11 protein-coding genes are annotated in these 15,389 nt (G+C 67.0%); 3 read left to right on the forward strand and 8 right to left on the reverse strand.

From position 1 onward, the window contains the following. Positions 1–94: 94 nt before the first annotated feature. From AC1RMY_RS00765 to AC1RMY_RS00800, 8 genes are all read right to left on the reverse strand, one after another. Positions 95–1,378 (reverse strand): glycosyltransferase family protein, encoded by a 1,284-nt coding sequence (locus AC1RMY_RS00765; protein ID WP_492862028.1) that lies wholly within the window; start codon positions 1,376–1,378, stop codon positions 95–97. 137 nt (positions 1,379–1,515) lie between these two features. Continuing rightward, the gene (locus tag AC1RMY_RS00770) at positions 1,516–1,800 is read right to left on the reverse strand and encodes a hypothetical protein (RefSeq protein WP_492862029.1); all 285 of its coding nucleotides are present in this window, start codon (positions 1,798–1,800) and stop codon (positions 1,516–1,518) included. Between the two features lie 101 nt (positions 1,801–1,901). Then, complete coding sequence (locus AC1RMY_RS00775) at positions 1,902–2,678, reverse strand: polysaccharide deacetylase family protein (RefSeq protein WP_492862030.1); 777 nt, start codon at positions 2,676–2,678, stop codon at positions 1,902–1,904. Then, positions 2,675–3,814: a glycosyltransferase family 4 protein gene (locus AC1RMY_RS00780; protein WP_492862031.1), complete on the reverse strand. Its 1,140-nt coding sequence runs from the start codon at positions 3,812–3,814 to the stop codon at positions 2,675–2,677. Before AC1RMY_RS00780 ends, AC1RMY_RS00775 begins: the two co-directional genes overlap by 4 nt. Before the next feature lie 32 nt (positions 3,815–3,846). Continuing rightward, positions 3,847–5,052 carry an ABC transporter permease gene (locus tag AC1RMY_RS00785; protein WP_492862033.1) on the reverse strand — a complete coding sequence of 402 codons (1,206 nt, stop codon included), beginning with the start codon at positions 5,050–5,052 and terminating at the stop codon, positions 3,847–3,849. Further along, a complete protein-coding gene (locus AC1RMY_RS00790) occupies positions 5,049–6,047 on the reverse strand; it encodes an ABC transporter permease (RefSeq protein ID WP_492863534.1) in 999 nt (332 codons plus the stop codon). Before AC1RMY_RS00790 ends, AC1RMY_RS00785 begins: the two co-directional genes overlap by 4 nt. Before the next feature lie 6 nt (positions 6,048–6,053). Further along, on the reverse strand, positions 6,054–8,024 hold the full coding sequence (locus tag AC1RMY_RS00795; RefSeq protein WP_492862034.1) for an ABC transporter substrate-binding protein: 1,971 nt from the start codon (positions 8,022–8,024) through the stop codon (positions 6,054–6,056). Positions 8,025–8,040: 16 nt separating this feature from the next. Then, positions 8,041–9,924 carry an ABC transporter ATP-binding protein gene (locus AC1RMY_RS00800; protein ID WP_492862035.1) on the reverse strand — a complete coding sequence of 628 codons (1,884 nt, stop codon included), beginning with the start codon at positions 9,922–9,924 and terminating at the stop codon, positions 8,041–8,043. A 329-nt stretch (positions 9,925–10,253) separates the two neighbouring features. Here AC1RMY_RS00800 and AC1RMY_RS00805 point away from each other — a divergent pair, with 329 nt between their 5' ends. The 3 genes from AC1RMY_RS00805 to AC1RMY_RS00815 are packed head-to-tail and all read left to right on the forward strand — an operon-like array spanning position 10,254 to position 15,386. Next, positions 10,254–12,989: an ABC transporter transmembrane domain-containing protein gene (locus AC1RMY_RS00805; RefSeq protein ID WP_492862036.1), complete on the forward strand. Its 2,736-nt coding sequence runs from the start codon at positions 10,254–10,256 to the stop codon at positions 12,987–12,989. Then, positions 12,986–13,435, forward strand: a complete 450-nt coding sequence (locus AC1RMY_RS00810) for a cyclic nucleotide-binding domain-containing protein (protein ID WP_492862037.1) — start codon at positions 12,986–12,988, stop codon at positions 13,433–13,435. The genes AC1RMY_RS00805 and AC1RMY_RS00810 overlap by 4 nt, the downstream gene beginning before the upstream one ends. Before the next feature lie 16 nt (positions 13,436–13,451). Beyond that, positions 13,452–15,386, forward strand: a complete 1,935-nt coding sequence (locus AC1RMY_RS00815; protein ID WP_492862038.1) for an adenylate/guanylate cyclase domain-containing protein — start codon at positions 13,452–13,454, stop codon at positions 15,384–15,386. Positions 15,387–15,389: the final 3 nt, after the last annotated feature.

Consider the following 15,389-nt stretch of genomic DNA (forward strand, 5'->3'; position numbering starts at 1 on the left):
GATCTCCCGATCGCTGATATATTGAAAACTTTATCCGCGCTTGTCCATCGCCCGCGGTGGCGATGCGGCGGAGGGTCGGGACCGGCGGCGCAGGCTAGCTCGTCACCGCAGCGTTCTGGGCCAGCAGGCGGCCGCGGATCGGCATGGAGAGGTTGTCGGCGAGCGCGCGGCTGATCGCCGGCAGGCCGTCGAGCAGGCTCGGCACGAAGGCCTGGGACGGCGGGGTGCGCCGGGGCAGGGCATGCAGGGCGGCGGCCATCACCAGCGGGTCGCGCTCGGCCTCGCCGTTCTGCGAAGGGTCGTGGAGCACGGTGATCAGCGAGAGTTCGTCGGCCCGCTCGGCGCGGATCGCCTGTTCGAGGCGCGGCTTGACGCGCGGCACGATCAGCGCCGGCTTGTCGAAGGAGAGCACCTCGCAGAAGGTGTTGTAGCCGCCCATCGCCACGACGCAGTGGGCGCGGTTCATCAGCAGTTCGAGACGCGGCTCGAAGCCCAGGCTCTCCAGCTTGGGGATGCGGGCGATGCGCTCGGCGAAGTCCTTGCGGCGTTCGCGCGACATGAACGGCCCGAACACGATCAGGGCCGGCAAGGCTATCGTCGGGTCGGCCTCATAGGCCGAAATGACCCAATCGATCACGCCTGCGCCATCGCCGCCGCCGCCCGGCGTCACCAGGATGAAGGGGCCCTTGGTGATGCGCGGATAGCGGTTCGGCGGCATCGGGCTTGGCACGGCGCGCTTGAGATAGCCGGTGTAGCGCACCTTGTGGGCGAAGAGATGCTGGTTCGGCAGGCCGCCGAGCGGCTGGTAGATGCCCTCCAGGCCGTAGACGAAGATGTCGTCATAGGTCTGGTCGAGCGCCTCGAGCGCGCCGCTGTGGCGCCATTCCTCGTAGAGCTTGGCGGGTTCGTCGAGCACGTCGCGCAGGCCGAGTACGATGCGCGCGCCGCGGCGACGCAGGATGTCGAGCGCCGGCACGAGCTCGCCGCGGAGCCCGACCGGCTCCTTGTCGACGATGACGACGTCGGGATCGAAGGAGAGCACGACCTGCTTGATGATGTCGGTGCGCAGGCGGATCGTATCGTTGAGGTCGAGATTGAGATGGTGCGGCCCGTAGCGGCCGTCGCTCTGCTTCTCGATGCCGGGGATGCGGACATAGTCGACGCCGTCGCCGAACTGGAAGCTCGAGATCACCGACGAACCCGAGACGATGATCACTGATATATGAGGATAGCTCGCGACCAGCGAATTGGCGATCGCGCGGCAGCGGCGGATATGGCCGAGGCCGAAGGTGTCGTGGCTGTAGATCAGGACCCGCGGCGCATGCGGGCTGCGCGGCGCACGCTCCGCGCCTGCGAGGTCGACGACATTTGATGGCATATCCGCGTCGCCCCCCGCAGATAGGTCAGACGACCTCGTAGCGAGGACGAACGCACCTGAGAATACGCAGCCCGCTTATAGCGCGTGGTCCGGTCCGATCCAAGCCCGCTGCCGTCGCCAGGGGAGAATGATTCCAATCAGGGACAGGTATAGCCGCCGGCGGCGGGCAGGCAGCGGCTGCCATTGGGTAGCACCAACGCGCCGCGGGCATCGCGTGCGACACGTTCGCCATTGGGGAGCAGGAAGCCGCCAGCGGGGTCGAGCGTCGAGCGCGAGCCGTCGGGCAGAGTTACTTCGTTGCCGACGATGATGATCCGTTTTGTCGGCGAGGCGGGCGGCGCCTGCTCGACGCGCTGCAGGCGCGAGGAGGTGCAGGCTGCGAGCGTCGCAGCGACGGCGATGGCGGAGATCAGCTTTTTCATAAGCGCTCAACGTTGCGATGCAGGGCCGGTTCCCCGGAGTGTAGCCGAGGTGAGCCGGGCGGCAAACTGGGGAGGCCTGCTTTCCGGCATTGCCGGGCCCTTCACGCGAGCTGGAACAGCGAGCGCGGATCGATCGCAATCACCGCCGGATGCCGGGTGGCGCGCGCGAGAAAGCTTTCGAGGACGCCCCAGGCGGTCGCGTCATGATCGCGATGATGCATGAGGACACCGAAGGCGTCTTCGCTGGCCGCGGAGGCCTCTCGCTTCGCCGCGAGAAGGCGGCAGGCCTCGGCGACGAGGTTCTCGGGTCGGCGACCGGTACGGCTGCCCCAGTCGATGACATCGAGATCGGTGTTGCCGAGGTGTGGGCCGCCGGCGGGGCCGAGCTTGTAGCCGCGAAAGCAGGAGAGGCCCCGGAAGCCGAGCGCCGGCAGGAGCGCGGCATGGCCGGGGTCGATCCGGTTCCAGGGCGGCACGAAGACAGGCAGCAACTCCGAGCCGAACAGGTTCTCGAGGCGGCCACGCGCCTCGCAGATTTCGGCGCTGATGGCAGCGGCGGGACGCAGCCCGCCGAACTCGGATTTCTTCGCTCCATCTGCCGCGTGGTTGCGGTGCCAGCAGCCATGCTGGCAGGGCCGGAGCGAGGGCATGTTCCGCAACGCGCTCGCAAGAGCCGGCTCCGCCAGCATCGGGATGACGGCGAGCAGAACAGGCAGGCCGAAGCGCTCGCCGAGCCCCCCAAGCCGGTCGAGTGCGGGACTCGGTTCGATCGCGTCGTCGTCGCGCAGCCAGAGCCGGATCTGCCGGTCGGCCTCGCTCCAGCGGTCCAGCTCGGCTTCGAACGGCAGCCAGAGCGCGTCGTCAGAAGCCGGGCTCATGTCCTCGGCTCGACCGTCGCGGCATGCGGGCGCGCAGCGCGATTGGCGACGGCCAGCGCCAGCCCGCGTTCCAGGATGAGCGCGGCCTTCTCAGGATTGCGCTCGATCAAGGCGAAGCGGCGCGCGGCCCGTCCCATCGAACGGCGCAAGGCCCTGTCGTCGAGCAGGTTCAGCAGCGCCGCGGCCAGCGCGGCCTCGTCGCCCTCGGGCGCGAGCAGGGCGGTCTCGCCGCTGCGCACGGTGGCGGAGACGCCGCCGCTGTCGAAGGCGACGATCGGCAGGCCGACCGCCTGCGCCTCGAGATAGACCAGCCCATAGGCCTCGCGGACGCCCGGCCAGATGAAGACGTCATGGGCGGCCATTTCGGCGACGACGCGATCATGTGGGATGGCGCCCAGCCAGCCGATCCGGCCTTGGGGCAGGCCGGCAAAGGCGCGCTCGATCTCGGCGCGCTGGCGGCCGTCGCCGATCACGGTCAAGGTCCAGGGGCGGTCGGCGACATGGCCGAGCACGCGGGCGAGCGTTAGGTAGCTGTTCTGCTTGGTGCCCTCGCGCATCATCGCGACGGTCACCAGGCGTGGCACTGTCGCGTCGCCGACCTGTCGGGGCGGTTCGTCCGGGAAGGCGATGAAGGGCGGCAGTTCGAGGAGGGCTGTGTGCGGCGATCGCCAGGGCTCCAGCCCCTGCCGGTCGCGATCGGTGAAATGGAGGTGCAGGTCAGCAGCGCTCAGGCCCGCGCGAACGATCCTTGTGTGGGCGGCCCACTCACCACTGGCGCGGCGTTCGGCGTCGCTGGCCTCGGCGACGACATACGGGATGCCGAGCTTCCCGACGATGGCCGGCCCGAGCAGATCAGGCGCCTTGTAGTAATTGTGATAGGTGAACCAGAGCTCGGGAGCAGGAGCGCCAGCGCTCCACTGTGCCAGCATAGCCTCCGCATGGCTGGCTGCCGCATCGCGATGGCGCGCCAGGCGCTCGGCATCCGCCGTCGGCATGAAGTCGCGCGCCGCCAAGACCGGCCGGACGACGTGACCGAGCCCTTCCAGGACCGCGACGAGCTGATGCGCCATGCGGCGGTCGCCGGAGATGCGACCGTCATCATAGGTATTGAGCGGCGTGTGAAAGGCGATGCGCACCGGGGTCGGGTTCAGAAAGGGCTGCCGCGCCCTCAGCGATACGGATCGGCCGCGTCGCGCAGGCCGTCGCCGAGGAAGTTGAAGGCCAGGATGATCAGGATCACCGGAACGACCGGATAGAGCAACCAGGGATAGAGCGCCACCACATTGATGTTCTGTGCCTCGTTCAGCATCACGCCCCAGCTCGTGATCGGCGGCCGGAGGCCGAGGCCGAGGAAGCTCAGCGCGGTCTCGCCGAGGATGGTCTTGGGGATGGTGATCGTCGCCGAGGCGATCAGATGGCTCATGAAGCCGGGTATCAGGTGCAACCCGATGATGCGGGCGGGCTTCGCCCCCATGAGTTGGGCCGCGACGACGTAATCCTCCTCGCGCAGCGAGAGCAGTTTCGAGCGCACGGCGCGGGCAAGCCCGGTCCAGTCCATCAGGCCGAGGATGACCGTGATGCCGAAATAGACCAGCAGCGGGCTCCAGGAGGGCGGCATGATCGAGGCCAGCGCCAGCCAGAGCGGGATATGCGGCAGCGACTGCACGATCTCGATGAGGCGCTGGACGAAGAGGTCGACCTTGCCGCCGTAATAGCCCGCGATGCCGCCGATGATGACGCCGAGCACGAAGGAGACGGCGACGCCGAGCAGGCCGATCGAGAGCGAGATGCGGCCGCCGTAGAGGATGCGCGAGAGCATGTCGCGGCCGAGCCGGTCGGAGCCCAGCAGGAAGAGCGTTCCGTCCTTGGGCGGGCAGACGAGGCGCCAACTGCCGGGGATCATCGCCCAGAAGACGTAGGTGTCGTCGCCATGGCAGAAGAAGCGCAGGGGCTGCGGCCGCGTGCGGTCGACCGTATATTCGCGCTTCAGATTCTCCATATTGAGCCGCTGGACGTAAGGGTAGACGAAGGGGCCGATGAGCCGGCCCTCATGGAAGAGATGCACTTCCTGCCGGGGCGCGCGGATGAAATCGGTGTTGCGTGTCGTGTAGTGATAGGGCGCCAGGAACTCGGCGAAGGCGGCCATGGCATAGATCACCAGGATGACCACGCCCGAGATCAACGCGAGCTTGTGGCGGCGGAACTTCCACCACATCAGCTGCCATTGCGAGGCGAGGTAGACGCGCTCCTGTTCCGGCGTCATCACCTCGACCGCCATGGGCTCGAAGGGCGCGGTCGAGGCCGTGTGTGGCAGAGCCGCGCCGTCCGGTGGCAGGGGCGATGCCGAAAGCGTCGATGTCGAAGCCTGGGTCACTTGGTCGCCGCCCCCTGCAGGCGGATGCGCGGATCGAGGATCGCGAGCGCGATATCCGAGATCAGCACGCCGATGACGGTCAGGAAGGAGAGGAACATCAGGAAGGAGCCGGCGAGATACATGTCCTGGCTCTGCAAGGCGCGGATCAGCAGCGGGCCGGTCGTCTGCAGCGAGAGCACGATCGCGACGATCTCGGCGCCGGATACGATCGAGGGCAGGATATCGCCGATGTCGGAGACGAAGAAGTTCAACGACATGCGCAGGGGATATTTCCTCAGCGCCTTGCCCGGAGGCAGGCCCTTGGCGCGGGCGGTGACGTAGTACTGCTTCTGCAACTCGTCGAGCAGGTTGGCGCGGACCGAGCGGATCATGCCCGCCGTGCCGCCGGCGCCGATGATGATCACCGGAATCCAGAGATGCTCCAGCACGGAGCGCACCTTGGCCCAGCTCCAGGGCTGATTGAGGTATTGCGGGTCGACGAGCCCACCTATCGAGGTACCGAACCAGACATTGGCAAAGTACATGAAAACCAGCGCCAGCAGGAAGTGCGGCACGGCGAGGCCGATCAGCCCGATGAAGGTCAGGCCGTAGTCGCCCCAGCTATATTGATGCGTCGCCGAATAGATGCCGATCGGGAAGGCGACGACCCAGGTGAAGATGATCGTCACGAAGGAGACGATCATGGTCAGCAGCAGCCGGTCGCCGACGACCTCCCGAACCGGGCGCTGATACTCGAATGAGTAACCCATATCGCCCTGGAGCAGGCCTGCGACCCACCAGAAATAGCGTTCCGTCACCGGCCGGTCGAAACCGTATTCCTTCTTCAGGAACTCGATGCGGGAGAGGTCGGCCTTCTCGCCTTGCGCCTGCATCTCGGCGGCGAGCGTCTCGAAATAGTCGCCTTCGGGCAGATTGATCACGGTGAAGATCAGCATGCTGGTGATCAGCAGCGTCGGGATCATCACCAGGATGCGCTTGAGAATGTATTTCAGCAGCACGGTTCAGCTCTTCGCCTTGTCCAGGCTGGCGGTCTTCAGCAGGTCGAACCAGAAGGTGTCCGGCATGTAGCGGCCAAAGAAGGCGCCGGGCTCGAAGCTGTAGAGACCCTTCTGCGGCACGTTGCGCAGATTCCGGGAGACAACGACAGGCTGCAGCGTGCCGTTGATCACGCCGATCGCGAAGAGCTGTTCGGCATTGATCTGCAGCATGCGCTGCCAGATTTCCCGGCGCTGTCCATGGGTCACGCTGGCGCGCCATTCGTTGTAGAGCACGACGAGTTCGCGGACCTCGGCCATGTCGGGCTCCTCGCCTTCGCGGCCGCCGCTTTCGAGATACTGGCCCCAGCGCGGCCAGTTGAACTGCGCCGTCGAGGTCGGCGCCAGCGCGTCAGGCTCCATGTCGGCCGAGACCAGGCCGTTGTCCATGCCGGCCCAGGCCGACATGATGGTCTGGCCGGCGATGATGCGGCGGCGGAAGACGTCGCGCTGGGTCGAGCGCGGATAGACCTTGATCCCGACTTCGTAGAGATCCTGCTTGATCAGGTCGAGGATGTCGGTCTCCTCGGTGCTCTCGCCGGCCGTCTCAATGGTGAATTCGAGCTTGCGTCCGTCCGGCAGCAGGCGGATGCCGTCGACGCCTCGCTTGGACAGGCCAGCCTCGTCGAGAAGCTTGTTGGCGAGCGCCGGGTCGTGCTGCATCCACATCCGGGCATAGTCGGCGTTGTAGAGCGGGCTTTCGGGCAAGGCGGTGTTGCCGCTTTCCTGCGCCAGGCCGAAGAAGATGACCTTGTTGATGTCGGTGCGGTTGAGCGCCACCGACAGCGCCCGGCGATAGCGCAGGTCGCGGTTGAGATCGCGCCAGACGGGGTCGATCGCGTTCATGTTGGGCATCAGCGCGAAGTAGGAACCTTCGGCCCGCTTCCACAGCCGGACATCGAAGTTCATGCGCTTCGAGGCGTCCTTCAGGAAAGTGTAGTTGTCGAAGCGCAGATAGCGCGCCTGCAGATCGGCCTCGCCGGCGGCTGCCTTGGCGGGCACGAGCGAGCTGGTGCCGACCGTTAGCGTCGTTTCGTCGACATAGGGGAGCTGTCGGCCGTTCTGGTCGATGCGGTGGAAATAGGGGTTGCGCTGGAAGGTGAACTGCTCGGCCGGCAGCGGCGTGACGTTCCGCCAGGGGTCGAGGGTCGGGAGGTCCGGATTCTCCGGCCGGTACATGCGCGAGAGCCGCTCATGTAGCGCGCCCCAGTCGCGAACGCGGGCCTGCTTGACGCGCGAATGCAGCGTCACGGGGTCGGCATGGTCGATGTGGAACTGCTTCAGATAGCCCGAGGGCATGCAGATATAGGTCGGTTGCGCGCCGGCGAGTGAAGGCAGGAAGATCGGGTTGGGCTTGGCCCAGCTGTAGCGGATCTCGGTCGGGCTCAGCACCTCGAAGAGAGGAGGCTCGCCGCCGGCCAGCAGCGCCTGGGGCGGGCCGCCCGGCGAGAGACGCCGGTTGTTGGCGACATGGACCCACCAGTAGCGGAAATCCTCCGCCGTGAACGGAGCTCCGTTCGACCAGCGATGGCCGGGGCGCAGCCGCAGCGTGAAGATTCGGCCTTCCTGGACCTCGTAGCTCTCCAGCACGTCCGGCGCGATCTCGAGGTTCTGGTCGTAGCCGACGAGCCGTGTGTAGCCGTAGAGCGTCATCATGCGGATGTCGCGCTGGTCGCCCATCAGCATCCGCATGGTGCCGCCATGGCGGCCGGGCTCGCGGTCCTCGCCGGAGACATCGACGATGCGGGGCGCCAGCGGCACGCGCTGCTCGATCGGCGGCAGGGTTCCCGCCGCGACCTGCCGCGCGAGGAAGGGGCTGTCGATCAGCTCCGTCGGCTTCGTGGAGGCGGCTGGAGCCAGCCGCGGCAGGCCGGCCGCGGCGAGTGCGGCGGAACCGAGCAGCAAGGCGCCGCGGCGTGTCGGACGATGCGCTTTCATCGAGCCACCTCCCACATCAGGCCATCTCCCGAATATCGGCGTTCGGGCGGGCCAGGACGAAATGCCCGTCGCCGAGCGCAAGGTGCGTCAGGGCCTCTCCGTCGCGATCACGCCTGAAGGCGGGCGCCCAGTGCGTGGCGTCGGAGGCCCCGCCCGGCGCGGCAAGTTTGAAGTCGAGCTTCCGGTCGAGATCGGCGTATGGCACCGAGCGCAGAAGCGCCCTGGTATAGGGATGGACCGGCCGCGAGAACAAGGCATGGCGCGGCGCGATCTCGACGATGCGGCCATTGGCCATCACCGCGATGCGGTCGGCCATGTAGTTCACCACCGCGAGGTTGTGCGAGATGAACAGGAAGGTCAGGCCGCGCTCGGCCTGGAGATCCTTGAGGAGATTGAGGATCTGGGCCTGGACGGAGACGTCGAGTGCCGAGACGGGCTCGTCGCAGATGATGAGGTCCGGATCGAGCGCGAGCGCCCGGGCGATGCCGATGCGCTGGCGCTGGCCGCCGGAGAAGGAGTGCGGATAGCGGTTGAGGAAGCGCGGATCGAGCCCGACATCCTCCATCAGCGACTTCACTCGCGCGGTCTGGTCGCCGCCGCTGCCCTTGTCGTGGATGGCGAGCGGTTCGCGCAGGATGTTCATCACGGTCATGCGCGGCGAGAGCGAGGAGACCGGGTCCTGGAAGATCATCTGGACGCGGGGCCGGAAGGCGCGCAGTTCCTCGTCCTCGAGAGCGAGCACATCGGTCTCGCGATGGCCGTCATCGAAGTGGATCGAGCCGGCATCGGGGGTAACGGCGCGCATCACGATCTTGCTGACGGTGGTCTTGCCGCAGCCGCTTTCGCCGACGAGGCCGAGGCATTCGCCACGCCTGATGTCGAAGCTGACATCGTCGACGGCGAGCACCGTATGCTGCGTGCCCTTGCCGAAGAAGCTGCGCGAGCCGGTGGTGTAGGTCTTGCGCAGTCCGCGCACGCTCAGCAACGGCTGGGCCTCGCCCTGGCGTGGCGCGGTTTCGACGGGGCGCGGCGCTGCAGGCGGCCGCGGCCTCGCTTCCCGCAGGGCGACCAGCCGCTCGCCCTCCTCCATGTCGAAATGCGGCGAGGCCTTGAGCAGGGCCTTGAGATAGGGGTGGCGCGGGCGGCGGAAGATGTCCTCGACCGGGCCGCTCTCCATGATCTCGCCGTGATAGATCACCACGACCTCGTCGGCCATGTTGGCGACGACGCCGAGGTCATGGGTGATGAGCAGGATCGCCATGCCCATCTCGGCCTGGAGATCGCGCATCAGGTCGAGCACCTGGGCCTGGATGGTGACGTCGAGCGCAGTTGTCGGCTCATCGGCGATCAGCAAGGCCGGCTGGCAGATCAGCGCCATGGCCAGCATGGCGCGCTGGCGCAGGCCGCCGGAAAGCTCGAAGGAGTATAGGCCGAAGGCGCGGGCGGGGTCCTTGAAGCCGACGCGGCCGAGCATGGTTTCGATCAGAGGGCGCGCCTGTGCCTTCGGCATCGGCCGGTGCAGCAGCAGCGCTTCCTCGATCTGGTTGCCGATGGTGTGGACCGGCGAGAGCGAGGACATCGGCTCCTGGAAGATCATGCCGATGCGCCCGCCGCGCAGCGCGCGGATCTCCTTGCCCTCGGCGGGCAGGCCGGCGATGTCGATCGACGTCTCCGGTGCGAGCGGATCGCGGAACAGGATCTCGCCGCCGGTGATGGCGCCGGCGCGCGGCAGGAGCCCCATGATCGCCTGCGAGATCACCGATTTGCCGGAGCCGGATTCGCCGACGAGCGCGACCGTCTTGCCGGCGGGCACGCGCAGGCTGACGCCCTTCACGACATCGCGAGCAAGCCCGTGGACCGTGAAGCCGATACGCAAATCGCTGATCCGCAGAATATCCATCAGCCGCCTTCGCCGGAACGCCTATCTGCCCGCCACAAGATCACAATGTCACTAGACGTGGAAAGTGCCGTCTTGCCAACGGCTTTCGACCGACCGTGTCACGGCGGCGGGGATTAGCGCGCGAGGATGACGGGCAAGCAACGGTCGGCGAAGCGGAATTCGCCCTGGCCGATGTCCCGATGTGGAGCTTGGCAGCTGCGCCAATGATGGCGGGCACGATGCGGCCGTCGGCGCCAGCCTCCATTGCGCTCGGCGCTAAGCTGACACACATATGATCGCACCAGGTCGAGAGACGGGCGCGCGGCCTGGCGCGCCGGACAGGATTGCCGTTGGAGACCAACCTCTTCCGATATGTCTGGGAGAAGAGCCGCGGCGAACAGATCATCGTCCTGCTGATCATCCTCGCCTCGATCCCGTTCACCTGGGCGTCCTTCGACGTACCGAAGCGGATCGTCAACGACGCCATACAGGGCGGGGCGTTCAAGGGCGGCAAGACCACAGCCACGCTGCTCGAGTTCACCGTGAGCCTGCCGTCCTTCCTCGGCGGGGCCAGCTTCAGGCTGTTCGAAGGTTTCCAGGTCGGCCAGCTCGGCCTTCTGCTGGGCCTCAGCGGCTATTTCCTCTTCCTGGTGCTGGTCAACGGCGCCTTCAAATATGTCATCAACGTCCGCAAGGGCATTCTCGGCGAGCGCATGCTCAGGCGCATGCGCTACGACCTGTTCAGCCAGCTCATGCGCTTCCGGCCGGAGGATATCCGCGCGGTCAAGCCGGCCGAGGTCGCCAGCATGATCAAGGACGAGGTCGAGCCGATCGGCGGCTTCGTCGGCGATGCCTTCATCCAGCCGGTCTTCCTGCTGTCGCAGGCGCTGACCGCGCTGGTCTTCATCATGGCGCAGAGCGTCTGGCTGGGCTCGATCGCGCTCCTGATCGTCCTGGCTCAGGCTATCATCATCCCGATCCTGCGCCGCGAGCAGCTACGCCTGGGGCGCGAGCGGCAGATCGCCTCGCGCCAGCTCGCGGGCCGCATCGGCGAGATCGTCGATGCCGGGCCGACCATCCAGGGCCATGGGGCTACGACCTATGTGCAGTCCGATATCGCCGGGCGGCTGGGCCGGCTCTTCGACATCCGCTACGCGCTCTACAAGCGCAAATTCGCGGTCAAGTTCCTCAACAACCTGCTCGCCCAGATCACGCCGTTCTTCTTCTACGCAATCGGCGGCTTCTTCGCTCTGCAGGGCCGGCTCGACATCGGCCAGCTCGTCGCCGTGATCGCCGCCTATCGCGACCTGCCGGCGCCGATCAAGGAGCTGATCGACTGGGACCAGCAGCGCAACGACGTCACGATCAAATACGAGCAGGTGATCGCGCAGTTCAACAATGATGAGACGGTCGAGCTGGACGAGGCCGACGGCGTCACCCGGCTGCCCGCGAAGGGCGAGATCAGGCTCGACGGCGTGCAGATGCTGGACAATCGTGGCCAGCCCCTGCTGACACCGCTGTCGGCGCGCATCCCGCGCCCCGGAATGGTCGCCGTGATCGGCCCGCATGGCGGTGCGATCGAGGTGCTCGGGCGCATCCTGGGCCGTCAGGCGATGAGCTATTCGGGCCGCGTCGTCATCGACGGCGTGCCGCTGTCGCGGATGTCGGTCGAGCGGGCGAGCCATCTGATCGGCTATGCAGGCCACGAGACCGAGATCATCGCGGGTACGATCCGCGACAACATCCTGCTGCCCCTGAAGCGCCGCCGTCCGAGCCTCAAGCCGGCCGGCAAGGTCTCCTCCAGCGAGCATAAGCGCTTCCTGGAGGCGATCCGCTCCGGCAATACGCCGCTGCCGTTCGAGGCGGACTGGACCGATTACGAAGGTGCCGGCGTGGCGGACGACGTCGCGCTCGCGGATCGTGTCAGGGCCGTTCTCGATGTGCTCGGCTGCGCGGAGGATGTCTACGAGCTCGGCCTCGACGGCAAGGTCACCGCCTCGCTGCGGCCAGAGGCCAAGGCGCAGATCGTCGACGCACGCTGGGCGGTGGCGGAAGAGCTCGCCCGGAGCAAGCTCGCGGGGCTGATCACGCCCTTCGACCCCGAGCGCTACAATGCCAATGCCAGCATCGCCGAGAACCTGATCTTTGGCGCCCGCATGGGGCCGCGCTTCGCCAACGAGACGCTGCTGTTCGAGCCCTATGCGCATGCGATCCTGAAGGCGGAATCGTTGATTGAGCCGCTGGTCGAGGTCGGCTCGCGGATTGCCGCGACCGTCGTCGAGATCTTCGCCGGGCTGCCGCAGGGCCATGCCTTGTTCGAGCGATACTCCTTTGGCTCAGGACTCGATTTCGACAGGCTCGGCGAGCTCGCGGTGCTGCTCACGAAACACGACATGCGGACTCCGCTCGATGCGACGGCCGAGCGGGACCTCGTCGCATTGGCGTTGGGCTATATCGAGCCCAAGCACCGGCTCAACCTGCTCGACGAGCGCCTGCAACGACGCATCCTGCGGGCGCGGGCGAGCTTTAAGGAGCACCTCCCGGCGGATGCCGCGGAGGACGTGCATTTCTACGACCCCGACAAGGTCATGCTCGGCGCCAGCCTGCGCGACAACCTGATGTTCGGGCGCGTCGGTCACGGCATCGCCGACGCGAACAGGAAGGTCGCGATGATCGTGCGCAAGGCGCTGGCGCGGGCGGGGCTCGACGGCGATCTCTACCGGATCGGCCTCAACACGGATTGCGGCATCCGCGGCCGCTTCCTGCCGACCAGGCTGAAGCTCGCCGTGCCGCTGGCCCAGGCCCTGATCAAGGCGCCCCAGATCGCGGTGCTGGATATGGGCTCCTTCCTGTCGACATCGAGCGAGCCTGACAAGGTCCTGGCCCGGTTGCGCGAACATTGCGCGGGCATGACACTGTTCCTTCTCGTCGGGGATGCTAGTCTCGTCGATGGCATTCCGTTGCGGATCGTCTTCAACGGCCCGTCCGGGACGATTGAAAGCGGGGACGGCGCGGATGCCGACGACGCCGCCATCGCCCCCTTGCGACGGCGCAACGGCGTCGAGCGGATGGAGGCGCGCTCATGACACTCGAAGCGGATATTTCGTCCCTGGGCCGGCTTCCCCTGTTCCGATCGCTCCCGCCGCCGCGGCTCAAACTCGTCGCGCTGATGGGCGAAAAGCTCCATTTCGATGCGGGCACGCAGATCATCGCAGAGGGCGAGACGCCTGAAGGCGTCTACGTGGTCCTGCAGGGCGAGGTCGAGATCTCGCATGAAAGTCCCGATGGGCGCGGCCCGAGGCTGCAGCTCAACTCCGGCAGCATCATCGGCGATGTGCCGCTGCTGTGCGGGCAGAGCTATGTCGGCGCGGTGACGGCCAAGAGCGACGTCAATGCGCTGCGCCTGCCCAAGGATCTGTTCTTCGAACTGCTCGAGACGATCCCGGATTTCAGTCTGGCGCTGTCGCGCGACCTGGCCTCACGGCTCTACCGTCTGGCGGACTACACGCTTCACGGGGAGAAGGTGCATTGACGAAGCAGGTGCCGGCATGAGCCTGCAGCAGACTGCAGGAGCGCGGCGTACCGGCATGGGCGCCGGCATGGAGCAGGTTTCGTCGTGGAGCCGGGATGTCCGCTTCGCGTCGGGCATGGTGCTGCTGTTCTTCGCGACGACGCATTTCCTCAACCATGCGATGGGTATCGCCGGCGTCGAGGCCATGGAGCAGGCGCAGGAGTGGCGCTATTGGCTCTGGCATTCCTTGATCGGGACGGTGGTGCTCTATGGCGCGCTGATCGTGCATCCGCTCTTCGCACTGATCCGGGTGGCGCAGCGCCGCACCTTCAAGATGCCGGCGCGCGAGATGCTGCAGATCGCGCTGGGCCTGGCGATCCCGCTCTTCCTGATCGACCACATCGTCGGGACGCGGGTGATGGGGAGCTTCTTCAATCTCGACGAAAGCTATCGCGCGGTGCTGCGCCGGCTCTGGCCGGGGCTCGCGGCGGCGCAATCGCTGCTGCTGCTGCTGGTCTGGGTCCACGGCATCATCGGCCTGCATTTCACGCTGCGCTCGCGCGACGGCTATCAGCGCTGGCGCGACCCCTTCCTGCTGCTGGCGATCCTGATCCCGATCCTGGCGTTGATCGGCTTCGCGGTCGGAGGGCGCGAGGCCGGCGGCATGGCGGTCGCGCCGGATTTTACGACCGATGCGCAGATCGTCATGTTCAACCAGAACGTGACCTGGGCGAAGGGCGTGTTCTACGGGCTCGTCGGCTGCTTCATCGGATTCGTCGGCATCCGCGAAATCCGGGTCCGGACGACCAGGCAGATCACGGTGCGCTTCGTCGGCCATGGCGTACGCAAGCTTGCTCCGGGGCTCACCGTGCTGGAGATGTTCCGGCGCTTCGGTATCCCGCACGCTGCACTCTGCGGCGGTCGGGCGCGCTGCGCCACCTGCCGCGTGCTGGTGCTGGACGGGGGTGACAAGCTGCCGCCGCCAGGCATGAACGAGGCCAAGCTGCTGCGCCGGATCGCGGCGCCCGAACGTGTCCGCCTCGCCTGCCAGATCAGGCCCCGCGACGACGTGCAGGTCCAGATCCTGCTCGCTTCGCGGCTCAAGGCGACGACGCCGGGCGAGCTCGAGCCGGATGCGAGCGTCGGCCGGCGCGGGCTGACGGTGGTCGTGGCCGACCTGCGGGCCTTCTCGGCGCTCTCCGAGCGCCAGTTGCCGCAGGAGCTCATCGGCCTGCTCAACCGCTTCTTCGACGAGATGTCACAGGCCATCACCGCCCATGGCGGCCGGATTGACGCCTTCTATGGTGACGGCTTCATGGCCGTCTTCGGGCTGTCGGACACGACCGCCAAGGGCGCGCAGGCGGCGATCTCGGCCGCCGGCGACATCGTGCGCGCGGTCGAGGCGCTCAATCGCGAGTTCGGCGCGGCGCTGCCGTTGCCGCTGCGCATCGGTATCGGCATCCATAGCGGCCAGGCGATTACGGGCGCGGTCGAGAATGACAGCATGGGTCGGCGCGAGATCACCGTCGGCGACACCGTTGCGGTTGCGGCGCAGCTCGAATTGGCGACGCGCCGGGTGCTGGCCGACATTCTGGTTTCGGAGGAGACGATCCGGATCAGTGGACGAAGCTATCGCGGCACGACAGCGCTCAAGATCACGATCCGGGGGCGGGAGAAGCCGCTCGGTGCGCTCGGCTTCGCCAGCGCGCCGGAGATCGCGGATGCGGAGCAGGAGAACGATGCCGCCCCCGCCATCCTCGACGCCAGGGTGGATGTTCCTGCTGGTATGACCGATGTCGTCGCGAGCGAGACCGTCGCGGTCGCCGTCCAAACCGTCGACCTCGCGGCGCATGAGGAGGAAGCCCCGTCGCGGGACCCCGTCCCCGTGGCCACTACGGCAGCGCCGGGACGGTCGTCGCGCAAGAACGCCGCTACCAGGAAGCCGAAAACACCCGTCGGGGACGAGCCGTAGGCA

The organism is Allobosea sp. GW822-FHT03F07 (assembly GCF_058801345.1).